General features: G+C 68.1%; 13 protein-coding genes. 5 read left to right on the top strand and 8 right to left on the bottom strand.

All coding sequences use genetic code 11. From position 1 onward, the window contains the following. From mbtD to AC4ELH_RS23590, 5 genes are all read right to left on the bottom strand, one after another. Positions 1 to 3,006, bottom strand: coding sequence for a mycobactin polyketide synthase MbtD (gene mbtD / locus AC4ELH_RS23610; protein ID WP_498887022.1), 3,006 nt, complete (start codon positions 3,004 to 3,006; stop codon positions 1 to 3). Further along, complete coding sequence (locus AC4ELH_RS23605) at positions 3,003 to 4,340, bottom strand: beta-ketoacyl [acyl carrier protein] synthase domain-containing protein (RefSeq protein WP_463791394.1); 1,338 nt, start codon at positions 4,338 to 4,340, stop codon at positions 3,003 to 3,005. The genes mbtD and AC4ELH_RS23605 overlap by 4 nt, the downstream gene beginning before the upstream one ends. Next, entirely contained in the window at positions 4,330 to 5,076 is a 747-nt protein-coding gene (locus tag AC4ELH_RS23600) for a thioesterase II family protein (protein WP_498887019.1), read from the bottom strand. The genes AC4ELH_RS23605 and AC4ELH_RS23600 overlap by 11 nt, the downstream gene beginning before the upstream one ends. Then, positions 5,073 to 5,798 (bottom strand): AMP-binding protein, encoded by a 726-nt coding sequence (locus tag AC4ELH_RS23595; protein ID WP_498887017.1) that lies wholly within the window; start codon positions 5,796 to 5,798, stop codon positions 5,073 to 5,075. Before AC4ELH_RS23595 ends, AC4ELH_RS23600 begins: the two co-directional genes overlap by 4 nt. Positions 5,799 to 5,892: 94 nt before the next feature. Beyond that, positions 5,893 to 9,414 carry a non-ribosomal peptide synthetase gene (locus AC4ELH_RS23590; protein ID WP_498887015.1) on the bottom strand — a complete coding sequence of 1,174 codons (3,522 nt, stop codon included), beginning with the start codon at positions 9,412 to 9,414 and terminating at the stop codon, positions 5,893 to 5,895. A gap of 94 nt (positions 9,415 to 9,508) precedes the next feature. On the opposite strand from AC4ELH_RS23590, the gene AC4ELH_RS23585 reads away from it, so the two are divergent. The 3 genes from AC4ELH_RS23585 to AC4ELH_RS23575 all read left to right on the top strand — a co-directional run bounded on the left by AC4ELH_RS23585 (position 9,509) and on the right by AC4ELH_RS23575 (position 13,375). Next, positions 9,509 to 11,158: a (2,3-dihydroxybenzoyl)adenylate synthase gene (locus tag AC4ELH_RS23585; protein ID WP_498887013.1), complete on the top strand. Its 1,650-nt coding sequence runs from the start codon at positions 9,509 to 9,511 to the stop codon at positions 11,156 to 11,158. A 134-nt stretch (positions 11,159 to 11,292) separates the two neighbouring features. Beyond that, entirely contained in the window at positions 11,293 to 12,693 is a 1,401-nt protein-coding gene (locus AC4ELH_RS23580; RefSeq protein ID WP_498887011.1) for an NAD(P)/FAD-dependent oxidoreductase, read from the top strand. Further along, complete coding sequence (locus tag AC4ELH_RS23575) at positions 12,686 to 13,375, top strand: maleylpyruvate isomerase family mycothiol-dependent enzyme (protein ID WP_064960319.1); 690 nt, start codon at positions 12,686 to 12,688, stop codon at positions 13,373 to 13,375. Before AC4ELH_RS23580 ends, AC4ELH_RS23575 begins: the two co-directional genes overlap by 8 nt. Here the strand turns inward: AC4ELH_RS23575 and AC4ELH_RS23570 are convergent. The 3 genes from AC4ELH_RS23570 to hemW form a co-directional block, all read right to left on the bottom strand. Continuing rightward, complete coding sequence (locus tag AC4ELH_RS23570; RefSeq protein ID WP_448443488.1) at positions 13,372 to 18,564, bottom strand: type I polyketide synthase; 5,193 nt, start codon at positions 18,562 to 18,564, stop codon at positions 13,372 to 13,374. The genes AC4ELH_RS23575 and AC4ELH_RS23570 overlap by 4 nt on opposite strands. 240 nt (positions 18,565 to 18,804) lie before the next feature. After that, positions 18,805 to 20,193 (bottom strand): salicylate synthase, encoded by a 1,389-nt coding sequence (locus AC4ELH_RS23565; protein ID WP_498887008.1) that lies wholly within the window; start codon positions 20,191 to 20,193, stop codon positions 18,805 to 18,807. 139 nt (positions 20,194 to 20,332) lie between these two features. Then, complete coding sequence (gene hemW, locus AC4ELH_RS23560; protein WP_498887006.1) at positions 20,333 to 21,535, bottom strand: radical SAM family heme chaperone HemW; 1,203 nt, start codon at positions 21,533 to 21,535, stop codon at positions 20,333 to 20,335. Positions 21,536 to 21,628: 93 nt separating this feature from the next. On the opposite strand from hemW, the gene AC4ELH_RS23555 reads away from it, so the two are divergent. Then, positions 21,629 to 21,733 (top strand): Ms4527A family Cys-rich leader peptide, encoded by a 105-nt coding sequence (locus AC4ELH_RS23555; RefSeq protein WP_350222970.1) that lies wholly within the window; start codon positions 21,629 to 21,631, stop codon positions 21,731 to 21,733. Between the two features lie 122 nt (positions 21,734 to 21,855). Beyond that, complete coding sequence (locus AC4ELH_RS23550; RefSeq protein WP_064877851.1) at positions 21,856 to 23,544, top strand: nitrite/sulfite reductase; 1,689 nt, start codon at positions 21,856 to 21,858, stop codon at positions 23,542 to 23,544. Positions 23,545 to 23,552: the final 8 nt, after the last annotated feature.

Below are 23,552 nucleotides of genomic sequence, written 5' to 3'. Positions count from 1 at the left end.
TCAGTCACGCGAAAATGCTTCCTTTTCAGGTCTTTCCAAATGCTCGATCACTTCGGCAGCGGTGGCGCCACCGAGGATGGTGGCCAGCGGCACGGCACGGCCGGTGGCCTTCTTGAGCTTCTTACGTAGGTCGATCGCCAGCAGCGAGTCGACACCGAGATCCAGCAGCGACGCGCCGAGATCCAGTCCGGTGGTGTCGTCGAGCTTCAACACCGCACCGAGCGCGATCCGCATCGCGCCTGTGGCGTCGGCCGCCTCGGCGGCGTCGTCGAGCGGAGCCTCGGCAGTCCCGACAACCGGTTCGGGTTGGGCCGCCGCACCGAGGAAGGTCCGCAGTCGTTCCGCGTCGGCGGTGAACACCAGTGGATCGGCCGGGTAATCCCGCAGCCCGGCCTCCACTGCACGGTCGGGCGCCATGGCTCGCAGGCCCGACCGCTCGACCCGGCTGATCTCACCGGAATCGATGATGCCGTCTCCCGGCCACAGTCCCCATCGCACCGAGGTGCAGCGCCGACCGTGTTCGCGCAGCTGCGCACCGAGGGCGTCGAGCAGCCGGTTGGCCGCAGAGTAGGCGGCATGGCCGTACCCGCCCCACAGGCCGGACACCGAGGAGCACAACACGATCCGGGCATCCGGTTGCATCGGCCAGGCCGCGGCCAGGTTGGCCAGCCCGCTCACTTTGGCCGCAAAGGTATCCCGCACCGTTGCACCGGTCAGCTCGTCGCCGGCGGCGATCGTGGCGGACGCGGCCGCGTGGATCACCAGTGATGCCGGGCCGACCGCCAGTTCTGCAACCGTCGCGGCGATCTGCGCCGGGTCGGTCAGATCGCAACGAGGAGCGACGATCTCGGTGCCGGGGGCGGAAAGCGCGGCCAGTTGCGTGTCATCGAGGCCGCTGCGGCTGAGCAGCACGATGCGCCGGGCCCCCTGCCCGGCCAGGTGACGGGCATAGTGCAGGCCCACCGCGCCGGCTCCACCGGTGATGACCACCTCGTCGAACACCCCCGATTCGGCGGTCCAGGTCCGGGCGTCGGAGGTGTCATCGCGCATCCCACGGTGCCAGACCTCGAGTGCGGAACCGTTGCCCCGCAGGGCGATGTCCTCGGCATCGGTCAGCATTGCGGTGATCGCTGTCACCGCGGCGGCGGGGTCGATCGCCGATTCGGCCAGATCCAGGTGGCGGAAAGTCTGGTCCGGATGTTCGTAGCTCAGGCTACGGTGCATCGCCGCCAATGCGGCGGCCTCGGGCCGTGGGCGCTGCGATCCGTCGCCGGTGGATTCACCACCGACGGTGACCAGCCATACATCGCGGGTCTCCGGCGTGATCGCCCCGACATAACCCAGTAGCCCGTCGTCGACGCGGCGGCTCAGGGATTCTGCCGCCGCCACCGCATCGTCGTGCTCAGATACCGGCGCGACCACGACCAGCAGGTCGGCGTCGGCGGGGGCGACAACGGTGGTTGCGTCCATCTCCTCGGCTGCACGTTGCAGCGTGGCGGCGGGCCCCTGTCCGGCTGCCAGATCGAGCACCGCGATCCGGCGCTGTCCGGCAGGCGTGGCGGGGAGGCCGTGGTTCTGCCAGTGCTCGACGCCGACCGTCAAGCCTGCGACCGGCGGTAGCGGTTGTGTTGTGGCCCAGAGGTGTTCGGCGCGCATCGGCGCGAACGGGAAGTCGCGCAGCGACTCGGCGGCATGGTTCGGGAGATCGCTCCAGCGGTAGCCGGCATCGGCCATCGCCACGGAGACGATGTTGGCGCTGAGCCGGTCGGTGACCGGTTCGTCGCGCCGGCCCGATCCCACCATCACCACCGGCCCGCCGGTGAGTTCGGCCGCGTCGTCGAGCAGATCGCCCATGGCGAACAACAGCGCCGGATGTGCGGAGAGTTCGACGAAGATCCGGGCGCCGCGCCGCGCGGCCATCTCGATGGCACGGTCGAAGCGCACCGTGCTGCGCAGGTTGGTGTACCAGTAGTCGGTGAATCCGGTTCCGGCCGCCACCACGTCGGCGGTGGCCGAGCCGATGAACTGCACCGGTGACTCAGTGAATCCTGCAGAGGGAAGCAGTGATTCGAGCTCGCCCCGCGACCCGTCCAGCGCAGTGGTGTGCGCCGGGAACCACATCTCGATCTCTTTGGCGAATGCTCCGCGCCCGGCCACGGTCGCCACCGCTGCGGCCACCGCGTCGGTCTCCCCCGACACCGCCACCGATGAGCGGGAGTTCACCACCGACAGTTCCAGCCAACCCGGGGTTTCGGCGATCACCTTCGAGGCTTCCTCGGGTGTGATTCCGAGGACCGCGACGCGGTAGGGCCCGGTCAAGCGGTCCAACACGGTCGCGCGGGCGATCACCACGGCCACTGCGTCGGGCAGGGTGATGGTGCCGGCCACGTAGGCCGCGCCGATCTCGCCGAGACTGTGACCGACGGTGATATCGGGCAGCACACCGCAGGACCGCCACACCCGGGCCAACGCCACGCCGTGGACGAACTGAGCGCCCTGGATCTGCACCTGGGAGAAATCATTGGTGACCGCAGCCGAATCCGGCTCGGCCAGAAGATAATCCAGCGGTGACGCAGCGCCGGCAGCCTGGAACTGCGCGGCACATCTGTCGACCTCGGCCCGATAAACAGGAAGCCGCTCGTAGGCCTGCACGCCCATTGACGGCCACTGACTGCCCTGGCCGGGGAACACGAAGGCGATGCGGGCGCCCGAACCCGATCCCGGTGACCCCGCTTGCGCGCGGGTGACCAGCGGGTGGTCCGCGCCATCGGCCAACGCACGCAGACCCGCGGCGAGTTCATCGCGGTCGACGGCCCGGACCACAGCGCGGTGGCGGCGCAGCCGCCGGGTGGACCGCAGGGTGGCGGCGACGTCGTCCGCACTCACCTCGGGACGGGTGTCGAGATAGCGCAGGATGGCCGCGGCGTCGGTTCCGATCAGTTCGTCGGCGTGTGCACTGAGCAGGACAGCTGTGCGCCCGTCGGGAAGAGAGTGGCCTTCGGTCATGCTGCGGCCCCTGGGACCTCGGGAACCGCGACGATCGCATGCGCGTTGGTGCCGCTCATGCCGAAGGCCGAGACCGCGCCGATGCGCTGGCCGTTGACCGCGGGCCATTGGGTGAGCTTGGTCGCCAGCCGCAGACCTTGGCTGTCCCAGTCGATCTCGCGGCTGACCTCATCCACGTGCAGAGTCGCCGGGATGGCCGCACGCTCGGCCGCCAGGATCACCTTCGCCAGACCGAGCCCGCCCGCCGCCGCCTGGGAGTGCCCGACGTTGGATTTCACCGAGCCCAACAACGCGCCGGATCCGGGCTCCGTGGCTCCGTAAGTCTGTGCCAACGAACGCAATTCGGTCCGGTCACCGAGTCGGGTTCCGGTGCCGTGGCCCTCGATCATGCCGACGTCCTCCGGGCGCACGGCGGCCTGCTCGATCGCCTTGGCGAACAACCGCTGCTGTGCGGCGCCGCTGGGCGCGGTCAGACCGGTGGTCCGACCGTCCTGGTTCACCGCGGTGGCGCGCACCTCGGCCAGGATTCGCCGACTGTCGCGTACGGCCGCCGATTTGCGTTGCAGGACGAACATCGCCGCCCCTTCGGCCCAGACCGTGCCACTGGCGTGTGCGCTGTACGGCCGGCAGTGTCCGTCGTCGGACAATGCGTGCTGCTTGGAGAACTCCACGAAGTAGCCGGGGGTACCCATCACGCAGACCCCGCCGGTCAGCGCCATGTCGCAGTCGCCGGCGCGGACCGCGGCCACGGCGGTGTGGAACGCCGTCAACGCCGACGAGCACGAGGTGTCGATGGTGAGTGCCGGACCGCACAGATCCAGCGTGTAGGCGATCCGGCCGGAGATGACACCCAGCGAGGTACCGGTGATCAGATGTCCGCTGTGATGGGAGAACTCCGACAGCGCCGGCCCGTACTCCAGACCCGATGCACCGACGTAGCAACCCACGTCGTGCCCGGCGAGATCATCGGGGTTGATGCCGCTGTTCTCCAGCGCACGCCACGCGATCCGCAGCCCGATGCGTTGCTGCGGATCCATCGCCACCGCCTCACGCGGCGAGATCCCGAAGAAGGCGGGGTCGAATGTCGCTGCGCTGGAGAGGAATCCGCCCAGGTCATGGATACGCTTGAACCCGTCACGGCGCGAGCCGTCGAACAGTTCGCGAACTGACCAACCGCGGTCGGCGGGAAATCGGCCGAGGGCTTCGCGCTGCTCGGTCAGCAGCGACCAGTAGTCGTCAGCAGTTTCGATCCCGCCCGGCGCCTCGAGGGCCATACCCACGATCACCACCGGATCACTGCTGTCAGGCCCCGGAAGCTGGCGGCTAGAGCTCATTCACCAGCTCCGCCACGTCCTCGAGCTGGGTGTTGAGGTAGAAATGCCCGCCGTCGAACATCGAGCAGGTGTAGGCACCGGTGGTGTGGGTTTCCCAGCGCCGCAACATGTCTTCACCGATGCGGTGGTCGCTCTCTCCGCCCAGTGCGTATATGTCCGCGGCGATAGTCACGTCGGCGTCGCACGCGTAGCGGTTGAAGGCGCTGTAGTCGGCCCGCACCGCCATCAGCAATAGTTCGACGAAGTCGTCGTCAGCGAGCAGCGCCTCGTCGGTACCGCCGAGATCGACCATCTCAGCGATGATCTCGGATTCGGCCATCGGCAGCGCGGGCGCGGCGGCCACGGCCGACGGCGCCTCGCTGGCCGACACCCACAGGGCGTCGATCGCCACGCCGTTGCGTTCGGCGATCCGGGCGAATTCGAAGGCCACCACGGCGCCCATGCAGTGTCCGAACAACCGGAGCGACCCGATTCCGGCCCAGTCGCCGGCATCGAAGAGATCCTTGGCGAGATCTTCTACCGTGGGCGCCGCCGGATGCGACAGGCGGTCGCCGCGCTGCGGGTATTGCATGACATAGGCATCGGAGCCGGCCGCAGCCAGTGCCGTTCCGAATCCCCGGTAGGCCACGGCCGCTCCCCCGGCATGCGGGAAAACCAGTGTGGCTGTTGAACTTTGGGACCCTGAATAACGCTTGACCCAGGGCTTGACGGTGATCTGGGTATCCGGCCCGCTCACGACGGCACAGCGGTGTCGAGAGCGGCCACCGCATCCCGATGCCGCACAGCGAGGGCGAAGCCGTTCATCCCCCGCTCGGGGTTGCGGCGCGGTGCATCGTCGGCAACGACGATGCCTGCGCCTGCGGTCAGTGCCACCAGCATCATCAGGATCGGAGCCGCGGCGCCGGCAGCCGAGAACACACCGATGCGGTCATCGCCGTGAACACCGAGCCGGGCGGTGAGCTCCACCACGGCGTCGTGAGCAGCAGCGTGGGTCACGACCGCATACCCCGACTCGTCGACCGAGCCCAGGAACGCGGGGTCACCGGGCGCGGAACGCACCGGGGTGACGCCGCTCGCGCGGGCCCCGATCCGCAGCGCCTCGGCGACGGTGAGCGCCGGCAGCCAGTTGGGCGGTCCGTCCCCGGTGAACAGAGCCATCCGCACGCCCGTGTGCTCCAGCACCGGCTCGGCCGGGTCAGCAGTGTCGATCGGGACACAGACGCCGCCGGCCGCCAGGATTCCCAGTGAGGCGATCACCGTGTCCAGGCCGGTGGGCCCCACGACCGCGACCCGGTCGCCGACGCGTACGCCGGCCACCGCGAGCGCTCCGGACACCGAAAGCGCCTGCTCACGCAGCTGCCCGTAGGTCCAGCGGGTGGTCGGGCCGACCACCGCGATGTCGTAGGGGGCACCCTGCGCATGCGTGAAGAACCCCTGGTGCAGCGGTTCTGTCGCCACTGCGTGCATGGTCTGCGTAGTCGTGCGACTCACCGCGTCCACAACGACCTCCTGACGATAAGCAAAGCCTGCCCTAACTGAAGTAACTCTAACCTTAGTTGCCGAACGCGAGTTCTGGGGACGTGCGTGCCAACTCGGAGGCCACATCGGCGCTGTCCATGCCCGTGACCTCGAGATACAGCTCGGACACCAGCTGCAGTCGGTCCGAGCCGGATTCCCGGCCCACCAGCATGGCGGCCATCTTCGCCACAGTTCGGGCGGCGAAGACGTCGGCGACCATCACCGTCGAGGTATCCAGCCAGTCCCTGATCCGCGCCACCAGCTGCGTACCCAGCACCGAGTCCCCGCCGAGGGCGAAGAAATCGTCGTCGACACCGACGCCGGACTGCCCGAGAACCTCGCCGACGATCGCGCACAGGGCCGTTTCCAGCGGGCCCGACGGCGCCCGGTAGCCCCGGCTCTCCGGAGCGCCGAGTGCGGCGAGCATCCGAACCGCTGCGGCGCGGTCGGTCTTGCCGCGGGCATAGGGAATCTCATCGGCGACCAGCAGCACCTGCGGGATCATGTGCGCGGGCACCAGCTCTGCCATCGCTGTGGAGATGGCCTGAGCGGCCGCTTCCGCATCGCCACCCGGCTGGTCCGCCCGCACCACCGCGCCCAGCAGGTCGTGACCGCCCTCGACCGGGACCAGCACCGCCACCGCCGCGTCCACCCCCGGAACGCGGCACAGTGCGCCCTCGACCTCGCCCAGTTCGATCCGGAATCCGCTGACCTTGATCCGGTGGTCGGCCCGGCCGACGAACTCCAGCGTGCCGTCGGGCCACGACCGCACCAGGTCCCCGGTGCGGTACCAGCGGCGCCCGTCGTGCTCGACGAAACGTTCGGCGGTCAAGTCGGGCCGACCGCGGTAGCCACGGGCGATACCGCGCCCACCGACCCACAGTTCGCCCGGGACCCAGTCGGGGCAGTCCTCACCCCGCGCGTCGACCACACGGCAGCAGTTGTTCGTCAGCGGCACACCGAACGGCACCGAGGTCCAGTGCGACGGCAGGGCGTCGTCGTCGAATCCGACTTCGAAGATCGTGTTGTGCGTCGCGGTCTCGGTGGCCCCGCCGAGTCCGGCGAAGCGCACCCGCGGCGCCGCGGCACGCAGCGCCCGCACCAGTTCCGGACGCACCCAGTCGCCACCGGTGGGCACCACCCGCAATGAGGACAAGGATGCCCCGTCAGTGTTCGTTTCACGGGCGGCTACCAGCATCTCGAGCCAACCTGTCAGGAAGTGCAGCACCGTCACCTGGTGCTCGTCGATCAGCCTGACCCAGACGTCTGGATCGCGGCGCTGTTCCTCGTCGACGACCACCAACGAGCCACCCGAACGCAGCGTTCCGTAGACGTCGATCACCGACAGGTCGCACTCCAGGTGCGACAGCGCCAGGCACCGGTCGGCTGGACCGATGTCGAAGTGGTCGTTGATGAACTCGATGGTGTTCATCGCCGCGTCGTGAGTGATCTCGACGCCCTTGGGCTCACCGGTGGAGCCCGATGTGAACAACACGTACGCCAAGTCGTCCGGAGTCGTCGCCACCGGCTCGAAATGCTCTGGGTCACCGATGATCTCGGCGTCAGTAACCGTCAGGTGCGGCAAGTCCGGATGGTCGGGCCCCGAGCCGCAGACCAGGGCGAAGTCGACCCCACCGGTGAGCAGGATGCGCGCGGCCCGATCAGCGGGCTGATCCACTCCGACCGGTAGGTATGCGGCGCCGACCATCGAGATGGCCAGCAGCGCGACGACCTGTTCGACGCTCTTGGGCCCCAGCACCGCGACCACCTCACGGCGGCACACCCCGCGGGACTGCAGGGCGGCCGCCACGGCCAGCGCCCTGTCGTGCAGCTCGTCGTAACTGAGATTGCCGGCACTGCAGAACACCGCGGGCGCGTTCGGGGTCGCCGCAGCATTGGCCAGAAACCCGGAGTGCAGCACATCCCCACTGGGAGTCGACGTCGACGCGTTCAGCTCAGCCCGCACCCGGCGTTGGGACTCGGAGGCCGCGGGCGGATCGGCCGCATCCCAGGCGGCATCGTCGGCGGCCAGGCGGCGTAGTTCGGCCAGGTGATAGGCGAACATGGCCTCGGCAACGCCAGGCCGGAAGGCCTCGGTGCGGACGTCCCAGTTGATCATCAGACCTTCGGCGAGCGGGGTCGCCTGAGCATCGATGAGTACCTGGGGTCCCTGCGAGATGGTCCACACCGGTACCCCGAAGTGGTCGGTGACGTCACCGGCGAAAAGATCGCCCAGGCCGAGCGCGCTCGTGTAGACGATGGTGGCCAGGGTCTGGCTGCCGCGGTGGCGGCTCACGTCACGCAGCACATCGAGCCCGGACACCGAGGAATGTGCGGCGGTGGCGTGCAGCGTCTCCTGCACCACCCTGGCCCGGGCCGCCGCGGTATCCGCCCCGGTCAGGTCGATGTCGAGCAACAGCGAGGACGTGAAGTCACCGACCAGCTTGTCCACGTCGGGGTGATACGGCTCCCTGCCGAACATCGGCAGGTTGAGCAGGAACCTGGACTGCGTCGACCAGCGTGCCAGCGCGTTGGCGTACGACGCCCCGACCGCCATCGCGGGGGTGATGCCGCGCCGCTGCGCCGCCGCGAACAGTGCGTCGCGGGTCGGCACGTCGAGGGTTTCCCAGAGCCGGATGCTGCGGTGCGGGTTGCGCTGATCGGACAGCGGAACCAGTGGCAGCGCAGGCGGATCCGGCAGATCGGGTACCCGATCGGCCCACCACTGCCGGTCCTGCTCCGACGGCGGCGGAACCGTGGCGGTCAAGCGTGCGCGGTATTCGCGGTAGGTATAGCCCAACTCCGGCAGTTCGGCGCCGCGATAGAACGCGGCCAGATCAGCCATGAAGTTGCGATAGCTCACCGCATCGGCGGCCTGCATGTCCATGTCCACGTGCAGCCGGGTACGCCCACCTGGCAGCAGCGACAGACTCAGCTGGAGCACCTCGTCGTGCAGCATCTGGTGGGACTTGGATTCCCTGATGAGCTCCAATTGTGCTTGCGCTGCAGCCTCATCCAGATCCTGCAGTTCGTAGACGGTGACCGGCAGCGGGCGATCACCGATCCGCTGGGTACCGTCGGGCAGGATCTCGACCCGCAGCATCGGATGCCGCGCGACCAGTTTCTCCGCGGCGACCCGAAGTCGCAGCGGATCGACTCCGGCTCCGTCGAACTCGACGTACAGATGCGCGCCGACACCACCCAGTTGCTGGTCCTGGTTGCGGCCCACCCAGAAGGCGTGCTGGATCGGGGCGAGTGGGAAGGTGTCGCCCTCGGCATCGGCGATGTCCGGGACAGGCGCTTCGGCGGGCGTGTCAGGAGTGTGCTCGGCGACCAGTTCGATCCAGGCGGCGACGGTGGGATTGGCTGCCAGAGCCGCGAATCCGACGTTGATGCCCTGCTTACGCCAGCGACCGGACAACGACATCATCCGGATCGAATCGAGCCCGGAGGCAATCAGGTCGGCGTCGGGATCGACGGCGTCGGGGCTGACCCCCAGGAGTTCAGCGACCTCGTCGCGGACCGTCTGGGAACTCGTCGCCACCACGCTCACCATCCTCCGAACAATTAGTAAAGGCTGCCCTAACTTAGTGGAGGTTACCCTATATTCGATCTGCCGACACACTCACCCGACGGGAGCCAGAACACCCATGACCACCGGTTTTGACCGTGAACAGGACGAACTGGCAAACGGATTCACGCGATTCCCCGAGAACCGTGCCGAGGTGTACCGCCGGGCCGGCTACTGGCAGGGCAAAGCACTGGACAGCATCCTGCGCGAGGCCGCGCAGCGCTGGCCAGACAAGCCGGCCGTGGTCGACGCCTCGGGCACCTACACCTTTGCCGAACTGGACGCTCTCGCCGACCGTGTCGGTGCCGCGCTCGCGGCCCAGGGCATCAAAGCGGGCGACCGCATCCTGGTGCAGCTGCCGAACTCTCGCGAATTCGCGGTCGCCGCTTTCGGTTTGCTTCGCGCCGGGACGGTCCCGGTGCTGTGTCTGCCCGGCCACCGGTCGGCCGAGCTGGGCCACTTCGCCGACGTCAGCGGCGCCGTCGGACTCGTGATTCCCGACGTCATCGCGGGATTCGACTACCGCGAACTGGCCACCCAACTCGTTTCCGAACACCCCCGGCTGCGCCACGTCCTCGTCGACGGGGACCCTGGCTCCTTCCAATCCTGGTCCGCACTCAAGGATTTCGATGCCCCAGGACCACCGAGCATCACCGTCGACACCAGTTGCCCTGCGGTCCTGCTGGTGTCCGGCGGAACCACCGGGCTGCCGAAGCTCATCCCCCGCACCCATGACGACTATCTCTACAACGCCGCGGCCTGCGCCCAGGCCTGCGAAATGGTCCATGACGACGTCTATCTGGCGGTCTTGCCCGCCGGCCACAACTTCCCGTTCGCCTGTCCGGGTCTGCTCGGCTCGATGACGGTCGGCGCGACGACGGTCTACACCGACGACCCCAGCCCCGAATCGGCCTTCGCCCTGATCAACGCCCACGGCGTCACGGTGACCGGCCTCGTCAACGCCCTGGCCAAGCTGTGGACCCAGGCCTGCGACTGGGAACCGGTACTACCCACCTCGTTGCGCGTGGTCCAGGTGGGTGGCTCGCGGATGTCCCCGGAGGAAGCCCGTTTCATCCACGAAGGCCTGAGCCCGGGACTGCAGCAGATCTTCGGAATGGCCGAAGGCATGCTGAATTTCACCCGCCCCGGCGATCCGGCGGACGTGGTGGAGAACACCCAGGGCCGGCCGATGTCGCCGCACGACGAGATGCGGGTGGTCGACGAGGACGGCCATGAGGTTCCCCCCGGTCAGGAGGGCGAACTTCTGGTTCGCGGACCGTACACACTCAACGGCTACTACCGGGCCGAGGAAGCCAATGCCCGGTCCTTCAGCCCCGACGGTTTCTTTCGAACCGGCGATCGCGTCCGGATCTTCACCGATGGCCCTCGGGCGGGCTACGTCGAGGTGACCGGCCGGATCAAGGATGTCATCCACCGTGGCGGCGAGACGGTGTCGGCCACTGATCTCGAGGATCACCTGCTGACCCACCCCGCGGTGTATGCGGCGGCGGCAGTGGCATTGCCCGATGACTACCTGGGCGAGAAAATCTGTGCCGCTGTGGTTTTCAAGGGCGCACCGATCAACCTGGTTGAGCTGAACGAGTTCCTCGACCAGCGTGGCGCGTCCGCCCATGCCCGGCCCGATGTACTGGTCCCCATGCCGACCCTGCCCACCACCGCCGTCGGCAAGGTCGACAAGAAGAAACTCATCGCCGCGATCACCGAGTGAGGCCTGGCCACACTCGGCACACTTCATCTTAATGTTTTCATAACTTTCCCTTACTTTTCTTAGAGTTGAGGTAGGCTCGGTTCTCGTACCAGGGGGCCGATGTCGCATCTGCGCTCGGAACGGAGGGGACCGTCATGGCCGAATCGCGTTCACATGCCGTGGTTCTGGGGGCAGGCATCGCCGGCCTGCTGACCGCTCGGGCGCTGGCAGAGTTCTACGCCTCGGTGACACTGATCGAGCGGGACACGCTGCCTGATCACCCAGAACTGCGCAAAGGTGTGCCACAGGGGCGCCATCTGCACAACTTTCTCAGTCGCGGTACCCAGGTACTCGGGGAGCTCTTTCCCGGACTCTTGGCGGAACTTGCCGCCGCCGGGGCCGTTGTCGACGACGGCGATGACCTGTCGCGGATCTACGTGCACGCGGCGGGCTATGACGTCAGGCCGGCAGGACGGCTGAGTGATCCGAGAGCACTGGCCGCCTATCAGGCCAGCCGCCCCTTCATGGAGTTTCACATTCGCCGACGCGTTGCCGCGCTCAACAGTGTCACCATCCTCGACAACCACGAGGTGGTCGAACCGGTTATCACGGACGACACCGTCACCGGTGCACGAATCATCAACCACAACAACGGTATCGCCACCTCGTTAGCTGCAGACCTGGTGATCGACGCGACGGGACGTGCCGCACGTACTACGCGTTTCCTGGAGAGTCACGGATTCGGCTCGACACACGAAGTTCACGTGCCTTCGGTCGGCGGCTACTCCAGCCAGTTGATCCACGTCCCGCCCGGACGCATCGGCGATCGGATGGCGTTCGTCAACCGAGGCAGCAGGTCACCTGGATTGTTGCTGGTGGCCTACGAAGACGACGCCTGGATGCTTGCGATCACCTGCCCGGACGGGTGCGGCACCCCCGCAACCGATTTCACCGCGATGTTGGAAGCGGCCGAGCAGATGTTGCCCGAGACGATCATGGCCGGACTACGCGACGCCACGCCCGTCGGGCAGGTCTCGATTTCCCGCAGCACCGCCGCCGCCTGGCGACGCTATGACCGGATGCCGCGCCTGCCCGCCGGCCTGGTGGTAGTCGGTGACGCCTTGTGCAACCTCAATCCGCTGTACGGACAAGGCATGACGATGGCCGCTCTGCAGGCGCTGGCGCTCCGTGACTGCCTGCGTGCCGGCCATGCCGATCTGCCTCGCCGGTTCTACCGGCTGGCCGCCGAACAGATCGAGCCGGTGTGGACGGAGAACCGGGCAAACGATCAGCCGACGTCCACGAGCACAAAGCGGACCACTGGGAAGAGGTTGCGCAGCTGGGCCCAACACGCAGCGTTGAAAGCCGCGACCAACGACATCGTCGTGGCCGAACGGATCTTTCGCGTCCGCGGCCTGATCGATCCACCTACGAGCCTTCAGGACCCGGCCCTGTTCGTGCGGATCCTGCTGTCCAACCTGCGCCATCCGCACCGGAAGCGGCCGGGCGGCCCGACGAAGTGCTCACCGATGAGACAGGACGCCGGCAATGCTTGAGCAGACCTATCGCGCGGTCCGCGGCCGGCTGAGCGAGCTTGCCGTCACGCTGAACGACGAACAACGTCTGATGCTCGTACCCGCCACGCCACGCTGGACAGTGCACGAGTTGTTGGCACATCTGGTCGGAGGTGCTGCCGACGCGGCCAGCGGACGGTTGGACGGGGTGACAAGCGACCAATGGACGGCGCGCCACGTCGAGGAACGCCGGCACAAGCCGATCGACGAACTTCTCGCCGAATGGGATCGCGTCGGTCCGGCAGCTGACGCTCTCCTGACAGACGACCAGATCTTCGGACCCAACCTGGCCGCGGACGCGATCTGTCACGAGGCAGACCTACATGAAGCGCTGGGGCTTCCTCGGGTGGACCGTGAACATTGGCAGCCGTTCCTGGAGGCATTGATGCTGTACCTCGGAAGACGGCTCCGGCACTCCACAACTGTGCTCATTCACGACGAGCGAGGCCGGCAATGGAATTGCGGTTCAGGGCAGCCGGCCACGCGGTTGCACACCGACGGCTACGAATTGCTTCGAGCCTCCTTCAGCCGCCGCTCCCAGCGCCAGATCGCCGCGTGGGAATGGACACCTGAGCCCTCCGAGCAGATGATCGAGAGCTTCGGATTCTTCGGCCCACGCCACGACGACCAGCCGATTCCACCGGCCGAGACGCCCGCTGACTAGCCCCCGGCCCGAACTTCGCATTCCACCGCCGGGGCCATCAGCTCGATGATCCTGGCGGTGACTGCCGCTGCGGTGGGGTGCTCCCACAGCAGGGTCGGCGGTAGCGACAGCCCGGTCTGCTTCTCCAGCTGGCGGCGTAGCCGCACCGTCATGATCGAGTCGACGCCCAGCTCCACCAACGGCAGGTCGACGTTCACGTCGTTCTCCGACAGTCCCAATTGGCCTGCCACCGCGGTCAATACGTGGGCGGCGAGCTGTTCGGGGTCGTACTCCCCCGCGGTGGACGGCGACGAGTCATCGTCGGGTTCCTCCTCAGGCGCCACGTCCACCAGAATCGGTACCGCGGCGGCAGCCGGTAGGACCGGCAGCACCACAACGTTGGCGGTGTCCTCACACATCGCCAGATCGAGGGCACGGATCGCGTCGTCCGCGCCGACCATCCCCATGCCGAGCGCATCGAGCTGGGTGGCCACGAATTCCGAGGCCGAGCCCATGCCCAGCCCGCGCCACGCGGTCCAGGCAACCGCAGTGGTGCGGTCCCCGAGTCCACGCCGGTGCCGGGCCATCCCGTCGAGGAACGAGTTGGCACAGCCGTAGGCACCCTGGCCGGGGAAGCCTGCCAGATAACCGCAGGAGGAGAACAGCACCATCCAGTCGAGTTGTTCCGGCGGGAAAACCTCGTGCAGGACCAGCGTGCCGTGCACCTTGGGATGCATGGCCGTGGCGAACTCATCGGAAGTCGTATTCATCAGCAGCGCACCGGCTTCCACACCCGCGGCATGGATCACCCCGCGCACCGCCGGCAGCGGACGCAGCAGGTCCCGCAGGGCATCGGCCGAACCGGGTGCGCCGATGTCGACGGCGGCGACGGTGACCGATACGCCGCGCTCCTCCAACGCGGTGACCGCCCGGACCGCGGCTGACTGCTGGTCGCCCGCCCAGGCCGAACGCTCCCCCAGGCCAGACCGCGACAGCAGCACGAGGCGGCGGGCACCGAGGTCGGCGAGCCGCTGGGCCATCCGCAGGCCGAGCACGCCGGTGCCACCGGTGATCAGGTAGGTGCCGCCCGGCGTGCACTGCATCGGGTTGGCCTGCGCGGCGACGACCGAACTCGACGCCGCGAGGCGGGCGGCCTGGGCCACCCCGTCGCGGACCACCAGGACGCCATGTCCGGCCAACGATCCCAGCGCCGTCAACGGCAGGCGTCCGTCGGCCACATCCAGCACGCCACCCCACAGCTGCGGATGCTCGGCGGCAGCGACCCGACCCAGTCCCCACAGCGGCGCGTGCGTCACGTTGGCGCCTTCGTGGACGCCGACGGTGAGCGCCCACAGCCGGGCGGACAGGCCGAGTTGCTGCTGCAGCGTGAGTGTCCTGGTCACCAGTTCGACGGCACCCTCAGGCGAGTCATCGTCGCGGGGCAACACCAGCACCACCGCGGAATCCCCGAGTTCTGCCGGCAACGAGCCGAATTCGACGATCGAGTCCAGCTCGGCAGGGTCTTCAACCGCACGGTACGGCACCCCGGCACCGGCCAGATCGTCGACCGCGGCTTCCAGCCGGTCGACGTCGCCGCCGACCAACACCACTCCGCTGGGCGCCTTCTCGTCGCGGGCCGACACCGAATGCCAGGCCATCCGGTGCACGATCCGGCGCGTGTCCGCGGCCGACATTTCGCGCCCCGGATTCTCCAGTTCCTCGAAGGTCATCCCACCGATCGACAGCAGAACAGACCCGGATTCGTCGGCGATCACCACATCGGTGGTGGTGGTCCCGGGCCGGCGCCGGACCGACAGCATCGCGGTGGCCGGCGGCGCGGCATGGACCTGGACCCGCTCGATGCGGGCGGGCATCCTCAGCCGCGGCGGTCCGTCGAAAATCGTCGAGGCGGCCGAGGTCGCCGCGTCCACCAGCGACGCCCAGGTGGCGGGCTGCGCGCCGTCCGAGTCGGAGCTCACCCGGGCCAGCAGTTCGCCGTCACCGCGGTGCAGATCCTTGATATCCCAATCGAATCCCATCGCAGCGACCCCGAGTTCGGCGAGGGTGTCGATCACGTGGCGCGGTGCCAACTGCTCTGCGCAACGTGCCCGGGCCGCGGCCAGATCGATGGACAGCTCGACGTTCTCGCCGGCGACGGCATGCACGACCACCGCACTGCTGTGCGTCAACCATCCGCCGTCCTGCTCCTCGGCGGCATCGGCCAATCGCGAGGCCAGGGTCAGCTCGCGGTCGGCCAGCACCACCTGTAGATCGCGGGCGCGGGCCGGGGCCACCGGCGTGCGCAACCGCACCTCGGTGAGTGCGGCGCCCGCGCCTGAACCCGATGCGGCGCCCGCGCCGGCCGCCGTGAGGAAGGTGTTCAACAACACTGCGGCAGGAACGATTTCGGTGCCTTGCACCGGGTGGTCCCCGGGGTAGGGCCGGGTGTCGAAGTCCAGCCGGGTCTGCCACATCCGGGTGGCGACGGTACCGGCCACCTCGGTGCGTCCACCCAACAGTGTGTGACTGCTGGTGTCGTGCACCGCGCTCCCGCCGGACGCCGCCGTGGGTACCCGCCAGAAGCGGCGGTGCCGCCACTGGGTGACCGGCAGGTCGGCATCCCACGGATCATCCTGGGCGACATCATGTTCGACGTCCGACCCGTGGCAGTACAAGGACGCGACGGCAGTCGTGACAGCGGCAGGTTCGGGCGTATTACGACGCAGCAGTGGGATGACGGCGTGCTCATCCATACCCAGATGCAGCAGGGTTTCGACGACGGAGTGCGACACCACCGGGTGTGCGGACACTTCGAGAAACAGCCGGTGCCCGTCCTCGGCGGCCGCCGTGACGGCCTCGGCGAACCGGACCTGCCCGCGAAGGTTGCGCACCCAGTAGTCGGCGTCGCGCGGCGCAGTGGAACGCGGATCGGCCAGCGCGGTGGTGTACAGCGGGATCGCCGCCTCGCGCGGCGGACGAAGTCCGGCGACATTCGCGGCCAGGGCGCCGGTCAGGTCGTCCATGGCGGGGCTGTGGAACGCCACGTCGGTGTTGACCCGACGCACCACCACACCCTGCTCGGCCCAGCTTTCGCACACCTCCTCGACAGCTGCCGTGACACCCGAGATGACACAGGATTCCGCCGACGCACTTATGGCCGCCACCACATCGGTGCGGCCGGCCAGCCGCTGCTCAGCCTGGTCGAACGGCAGCCGTACCAAAGCCATCGCGCCGCAACCCATCACGGCGCGGAAGCCGCGCGCCCGGTAGCAGGCCACGGCTGCGCCCTGGCGTAGGTCGAAAACCCCGGAGATCACGCACGCCGCGACCTCGCCGACCGAGTGCCCGATCACCGCCGCCGGCCGCACACCGCGCTCGCGCAACACTGCCGCCAACCCGACCTGCATCGCGAAGGTCAAAGCCTGGATCCGGTCCGTGCCACCGAGGTCTGCGCTGCTCAGCGCAGCCCGGGCAGAGAACCCGAGTTCAGGCCCGAACACCTCGTCGACCTCGTCGATCACTCGGGCGAAAGTGGGTTCCGCGGTGAGCAATTCACGGCCCATGCCGACCCAGTGCGAACCGTGCCCGGAGAACACCCAGACCGCATCCCGAGGCTGACCGCCCGGCACGGCGCCGGTGACCAGGTTGTCAAGGGATTCGTCGCGGGCCAACGCGTCGAGGCCGGCGATCAACTCATGCCGGTGCTCGGCGACGACCGCGGCCCGGACCGGTTCGTGACTGCGCCGGGCCCACAAGGTGGCGGCCACCGGCGCCACGTCCTGGTGTCCGGCGCGCAGGTGGTCGGCCAGCGCTTCGGCCTGGCGAGCCAGTCGCGGGCCGGAGCGTGCGGAGATCGGGACGATCAGCGCACCAGAACTACTGCGCTCCGCAGGATCCGAAGCCGCCGGGCCCTCTTCGAGCAGGATGTGCGCGATCGTGCCGCCGTAGCCGTAGCTGCACACGGCAGCCTGGCGTGGGGTGTCGGTGCGGGTCCACGGCTCGACTTCGGTGGGCACCCGCAGGCCGCTGTTGGCCCAGTCGACCGCACCGGTGAGTTGCCGTAGTCCGGCGGTGGGCGGGATCGCCTCATGGTGCAGCGCCAGGACCGCTTTGATCAGGCCCATCACACCCGCGCCGCCTTCGAGGTGGCCGATGTTGGGTTTGACCGACCCGATACGGCACCGGTTCGTCTCGGTCCGCCCGACGCCGTACACCTCGGCAAGCGCGCCCACCTCGGTGGGATCACCTGTGGGAGTTCCGGTTCCGTGTGCCTCGATATACCCGACGCCGGCCGGGTCGACGCCCGACATCCGGCAGGCGAGCCGGAACATGTCCGCCTGGGCAGCGCCATTGGGCGACATAATGCCCACGGTGCGGCCATCCTGGGCCGTGGCACCGCCGCGCACCACCGCCAGCACACGGTCACCGTCACGCTGGGCATCCGCGAGGCGCTTGAGCACGACGACGCCTGCGCCTTCGCCGCGGCCGTACCCGTCGGCGGAGGCGTCGAAGGTCTTGCAACGACCGTCGGGGGCGGTGGCGCCGGCCTCATCCAGCACCCGGGTGAGGCCCGGGCCGATCAGCGCGCTGACGCCACCGGCCAGTGCCAGCGATGTCTCACCCGCCCGCAGCATCTGACATGCCTGGTGCACCGCGACCAACGAGGCCGCACACGCCGCGTCCAGCGCCACGCTCGGTCCGCGGAGATCGAGCAGATGCGACACCCGGTTGGCGATACCGCACAGCGAGGTTCCGATGCCTGTCCAGGCATCGATGCCGGGCAGGTCTTCCATGATCAACTTGCCGTAGTCGTCGGAGTTGACGCCCATCAGCACCGCGGTGTCACTGCCGGCCAGCGCCCTCGGCGACACCCCGGCGTGTTCGAGCGCCTCCCAGCTGACCTCCAGTGCCAGCCGCTGCTGGGGATCCATGACCTCGGCCTCGCGCGGTGCGACGCCGAAGAACTCGGCGTCGAATCCGGGCAGGTCATCGAGGAAAGTTCCCAGCCGCGTGACTTCGCGCAGCACCGCGGCGTTTCGCGGGTCACGCCGCAGGTACGGCTCCCATCGCTCATCGGGCACCTCGGTGACGTTGCTGCGCCCTTCCAGCAGAAAGTTCCAGAAGTCTGACGGGGTCGCGACGTTGCCGGCGACGCGGCAGCCCAGCCCGATGACAGCGATGGGTTCCGGAGTCGAAGCCTCGGTTGCCATGTCAGCAGGATTCCGACTGGGTCGAAGTCTGGATAGCCTTGCCTAAATAGGGTGCCGACATGCGGACAATAGTGGCACATCGCCCGACGAATCAGGGGTTGTACCCCGAACCAATCCTGTGAATCCACTGGGAGGCTCCCCAGTGGCGATGACGTGCACGTTTACCGTTCGGCGGGGCCGGAATGCCTACCGTCGTCGACATCGCCCGAGACCGCGGCCAGGTGTTAGCTCACTCACATGTCAGCGGGTCTCCTCTGCTGGGACGAGGTAGGGCGACAACGTGCCAAGCTTCTCGCAGGTCTCCTCGAACTCCCGGTCAGGCGTGGACTCGGCGATGATGCCGGCCCCGGCCCGCAGCCAGGTGTGCCCGTCGGCTTCATAGGCCGCCCGCAGCGCCAGCGCGGCATCGAGGGAGCCGTCGGCCGAGAAGATCGCCACCGCCCCCGAGTACAGGCCCCGGGGCAGTTCGTCGTGCCGGAGGATCGCGTCGACGCCTTCGGCCTTGGGGATGCCAGAGGCCGTCACCGCGGGGAACAGCGCTTCCAGCGCGTCCATGCGGTCCATCGACGGGTCGAGACGGGCGCCCACCGTGGAACCCAGGTGTTGCACACTTCCGCGCTCACGGATCGTCATGAAGTCGGTGACGGTCGCCGTGCCCGGCTCGGCCACCTCGGCGATCTCCTTGAGGGAGCTCCGCACCGAAATCGCGTGCTCGACAATTTCCTTGGAGTTGGACTCGAGGTCGTCGCGGGCCGCCTGATCATTGGCGGCGCCGCGACCGAAAGCCCGGGTGCCCGCCAACGGTTCGGTCACCACAAGGCCATCCCCGTGCACGGCGGCGACGAGTTCGGGACTGTAGCCGAGCGCGCGAAGTGACCCGAGCCGCAAGAGGAATGACCGGGCCGGGTTGTTGTGCCTGCGGCCCAGCCGGTAGGTCGACGGGAAGTCGAGCCGGAACGGCACGTCGAAACGCCGCGACAGGATGACCTTCTGGTACCGGCCACCGGTGATCTCGTCGATCGCGGCCGCCACCCGGTCGCGATAGGCGCTGCCGTCCTGCCGGATGTCGACGGCGCGCGGAGCGCCCGCGGGCGACAGCCCCTCGGCGATCAGCTGCCGCACCACCTCGCGATGGCGACCGTCGCCGCCGCGCACGGTGACCTGCTCGGCGGTGACCTCGATCTGGGTGATCGGAACAAACACCCGGGCCAGTGGCGTCTTCGGCGCCAAGCGGTCCTGGAGGCCGAACTTGAACGCACCGAATTCGAATGCGACCCAACCGAACGCGGCGTCAATTCCGGTTTCGGCATCGGCGAGCAGCCGGCCCACCACCTCGCCGAGTGCGACGCCGGGCCGGCCGGCCCACGACCGGCTTTCCACGACGACGCCGTCCCTGGTGAGTCGCAGCTCGTCACTGTCCAACTCGATCCCGCATCGCGCTCCGGATGCCAGCAGCCACCGGTTACCGCGTTCGTAGACCAGGTAGTCGCTACCGTCGGCATCGGTGAGCGCACGGGCGATCTCGGCGACCCAGTCGGCCGGGCCGGTCACGCTGTCACCCGAGGGCAGCTCGAACGAGGCGGGCACAACCGAGTCATTGCAGTCGGCTTGGGCATTCGTTGTGAGCATTCGCCGAAGCGTAGCCTCACCTAACCCAATGCGCAGACCTACGTATCTACTACGAAGTTCACATCATTCGCATGGACTTCAGGCACCCGAACACAGTTGGCTCACAGATTGTTCACAGCACACCTGGCAGGGAGGCCCTCTACCCCAGCAGGTCGCGGACGACTCCATCCGCGAGCAACCGGCCACGGTCCGTCAGCACGAGGGCACCCTGACGCGACAGGAGAAGCCCTTCACCACAGAGAGTTTCGGCCCGAGTCAGTTCGTCGGCATCGAGCAGCGACGTCGGCAGGCCGTCACGCACCCGGACCCGCAACATCACTTCCTCCACATGCCGGTCACGGTCGTCGAGCTCCTCGAAATCCGCTATCGGCAAGCGGTTTTCAGCGAGAGCCTGCGCATAGGTATTGGGATGCTTGATATTCCACCACCGGGTATCGCCCAGGAAGCCGTGGGCTCCCGGCCCGGCGCCCCACCACTCGCCACCGTCCCAGTAGCCGAGGTTGTGCCGGCACTCCCCGCCCTCAGTGCTCCAGTTCGACACCTCGTACCAATGCAGGCCCGCCGCCGAAAGGCGGCTGTCGAGCAGTTCGTAGCGCCGAGCGAGTACGTCGTCGTCGGGCCGCGCGATCTCGCCGCGGCGCACCCGGCGTGCCAGGGCGGTGCCGTCCTCGACGATCAGCGAGTACGCGGACACGTGGTCGACGCCGGCGCCCAACGCGACGTCGATCGATCGCCGCAGATCGTCGTCGGTCTCCCCCGGCGTCCCGTAGATCAGGTCGATGTTGACGTGCTCGAACCCAGCGGCCCGGGCTTCCAACGCCGCCGCGGGCGGGCGCCCCGGGGAGTGCGTGCGGTCCAGGACGGCCAGCACCTGCGGCGCCGCCGACTGCATGCCGAGTGAGATTCGGGTAAAGCCGGCCTCGCGCAGCGTCGCGAACATCTCCGGCGAGGTGGATTCCGGGTTGGCCTCTGTGGTCACCTCGGCGTCGGCGGCCAGGTCGAAATTGTCCCGGACCGCACCCAGCACCGCAGCCAGGCCCGGGCCGCCGAGCAGCGAAGGCGTGCCGCCTCCGACGAACACCGTCTGCACCGGCACAGCCCCGACTGTGGCGGCAGCCAGGGCCAGTTCGACACGCAGCGCGGCCAGCCAGCCGTCGGGGCTGGCACCCCCCAACTCGGCGGCCGTATAGGTGTTGAAGTCGCAATATCCGCACCGGGTGGCGCAGAACGGCACGTGGATATAGATGCCGAACGCGCGGTCTTCCGATGAGCGCTCGCGCGAAGAGCATGATCCAGCGCGCTCCAACCGGGGTCGACCGACGGGCGCGGTACGCGTGCTCATGGTTTGATTTTCCCAGACTGTCCAGCGCGGACTTTTGCTCACCCTGAGCGCAAATATGGCCCGGTTAGGGCAGGTGGCGACAATCGTGGCAGAATGTCGGGCGTGACTGCCGCCCACAACAGCACCACCCGCATTGCGCTGGTGGCTCGTCGGCATGTCGATTTCAAGCGCGTATGTAGCTGTTGCTGTCTGCCTTAATCATGCGTTGATTTCGGACCCCGCCCGCCCCATAGTTTCAGCTGGCACCGGATCTGCGCCGCCGGACAGCCACCGGTGATCTGCGCATTCTAGTGCCAGCTCCTTTGCGAAGGAGCTCAACAGTGACAACCCCCGAGGCCCCAGCCAAGGCCGACCGGCCCGCCAAGAAACCCCGCGACGAGGGTCAATGGGCGCTCGGTAGCCGCGACCCGCTCAACCACAACGAGCAGTTCAAGCAGGAAGACGACGCACTCAACGTGCGGGACCGCATCCTCAACGTCTACTCGCGTGACGGCTTTGCCAGCATCGCCAAGGACGACCTGCGCGGCCGGTTCCGGTGGATGGGCCTGTACACCCAGCGCACCGAAGGTTACGACGGCACCTTCACCGGTGACGACAACGCCGACCTGCTCGAGGCCGAGTACTTCATGATGCGGGTGCGCACTGACGGCAAGGCCCTGTCGGCCCAGGCCGTGCGCACCCTCGGACAGATCTCGGTGGACTTCGCCCGCGACAGCGCCGACATCACCGACCGGGAGAACCTGCAGTACCACTGGCTGCGCATCGAGGACATCCCCGAGGTCTGGCGCCGGCTCGACGAGGTCGGCCTGCAGACCATGGAGGCCTGTGGCGACTGCCCGCGCGGCATGCTGGGCTCGCCGCTGGCCGGCGATTCGCTGGTCGAGGTGCTGGATCCGACGCCCGCGCTCAAGGAGATCGAAGAGCGCTACATCGGCAGCCCAGAGTTCTCCAACCTGCCCCGCAAGTTCAAGACCGCCGTCTCGGGTCTGCAGGACGTCGCCCACGAGATCAACGACGTGTCGTTCATCGGGGTCAACCACCCCGAGCACGGGCCCGGCCTGGACCTGTGGGTCGGCGGTGGCCTCTCGACCAACCCGATGCTGGCGCAACGCGTCGGCGTGTGGGTGCCACTGGACGAGGTCGCCGAGGTGTGGGCCGGAGTCGTCGGGATCTTCCGTGACTACGGGTACCGCCGGCTGCGGTCGAAGGCTCGGCTGAAGTTCCTGATCAAGGACTGGGGCGTAGAGAAGTTTCGCGAAGTTCTCGAAACCGAGTACCTGAAGCGGCCCCTCCACGACGGACCCGCGCCCGAGCAGGTGCCGCACACCGTGGACCACGTGGGCGTGCAGAAGATTCGCAACGGCCTGAACGCCGTCGGCGTCTCGGCCATCGCCGGACGTGTGTCGGGCACCATCCTGACCAAGGTCGCCGATCTGATGGAAGAGGCCGGCGCGGACCGCGCCCGCCTGACCGCGTATCAGAAGCTGATCATCCTCGACGTGCCCGACGAGAAGCTCGATGCCCTGCGCGCCGGCCTGGACGCGCTCGGCCTGCAGTCGCAGCCGTCGCACTGGCGGCAGAACCTGATGGCCTGCACGGGCATCGAGTACTGCAAGCTCAGCTTCGCCGACACCCGCGGACGGGCCCAGACGCTGGTGCCCGAGCTGGAGGCACGGCTGGGCGACCTCAACGCCGAGCTCGACGTGCCGGTCACCGTGAACATCAACGGCTGCCCCAACTCGTGCGCCCGGATCCAGGTCGCCGACATCGGCTTCAAGGGCCAGATGGTGGACGACGGCGACGGCCCGGAGGAGGGCTTCCAGGTCCACCTCGGCGGCAGCCTGGGCCTGGACAGCGGTTTCGGACGCAAGTTGCGACAGCACAAGGTGCTGGCCACCGAGCTCGGTGACTACATCGAGCGGATCGTCCGCAATTTCGTGAAACAACGTGACGCCGGTGAGCGTTTCGCCCAGTGGGCCGTTCGGGCCGACGAAGCGGACTTGAGGTAGATCGCGAG

This window comes from Mycobacterium shunyiense (assembly GCF_058270075.1).
This window is presented reverse-complemented; position numbering and strand designations above follow the sequence as displayed.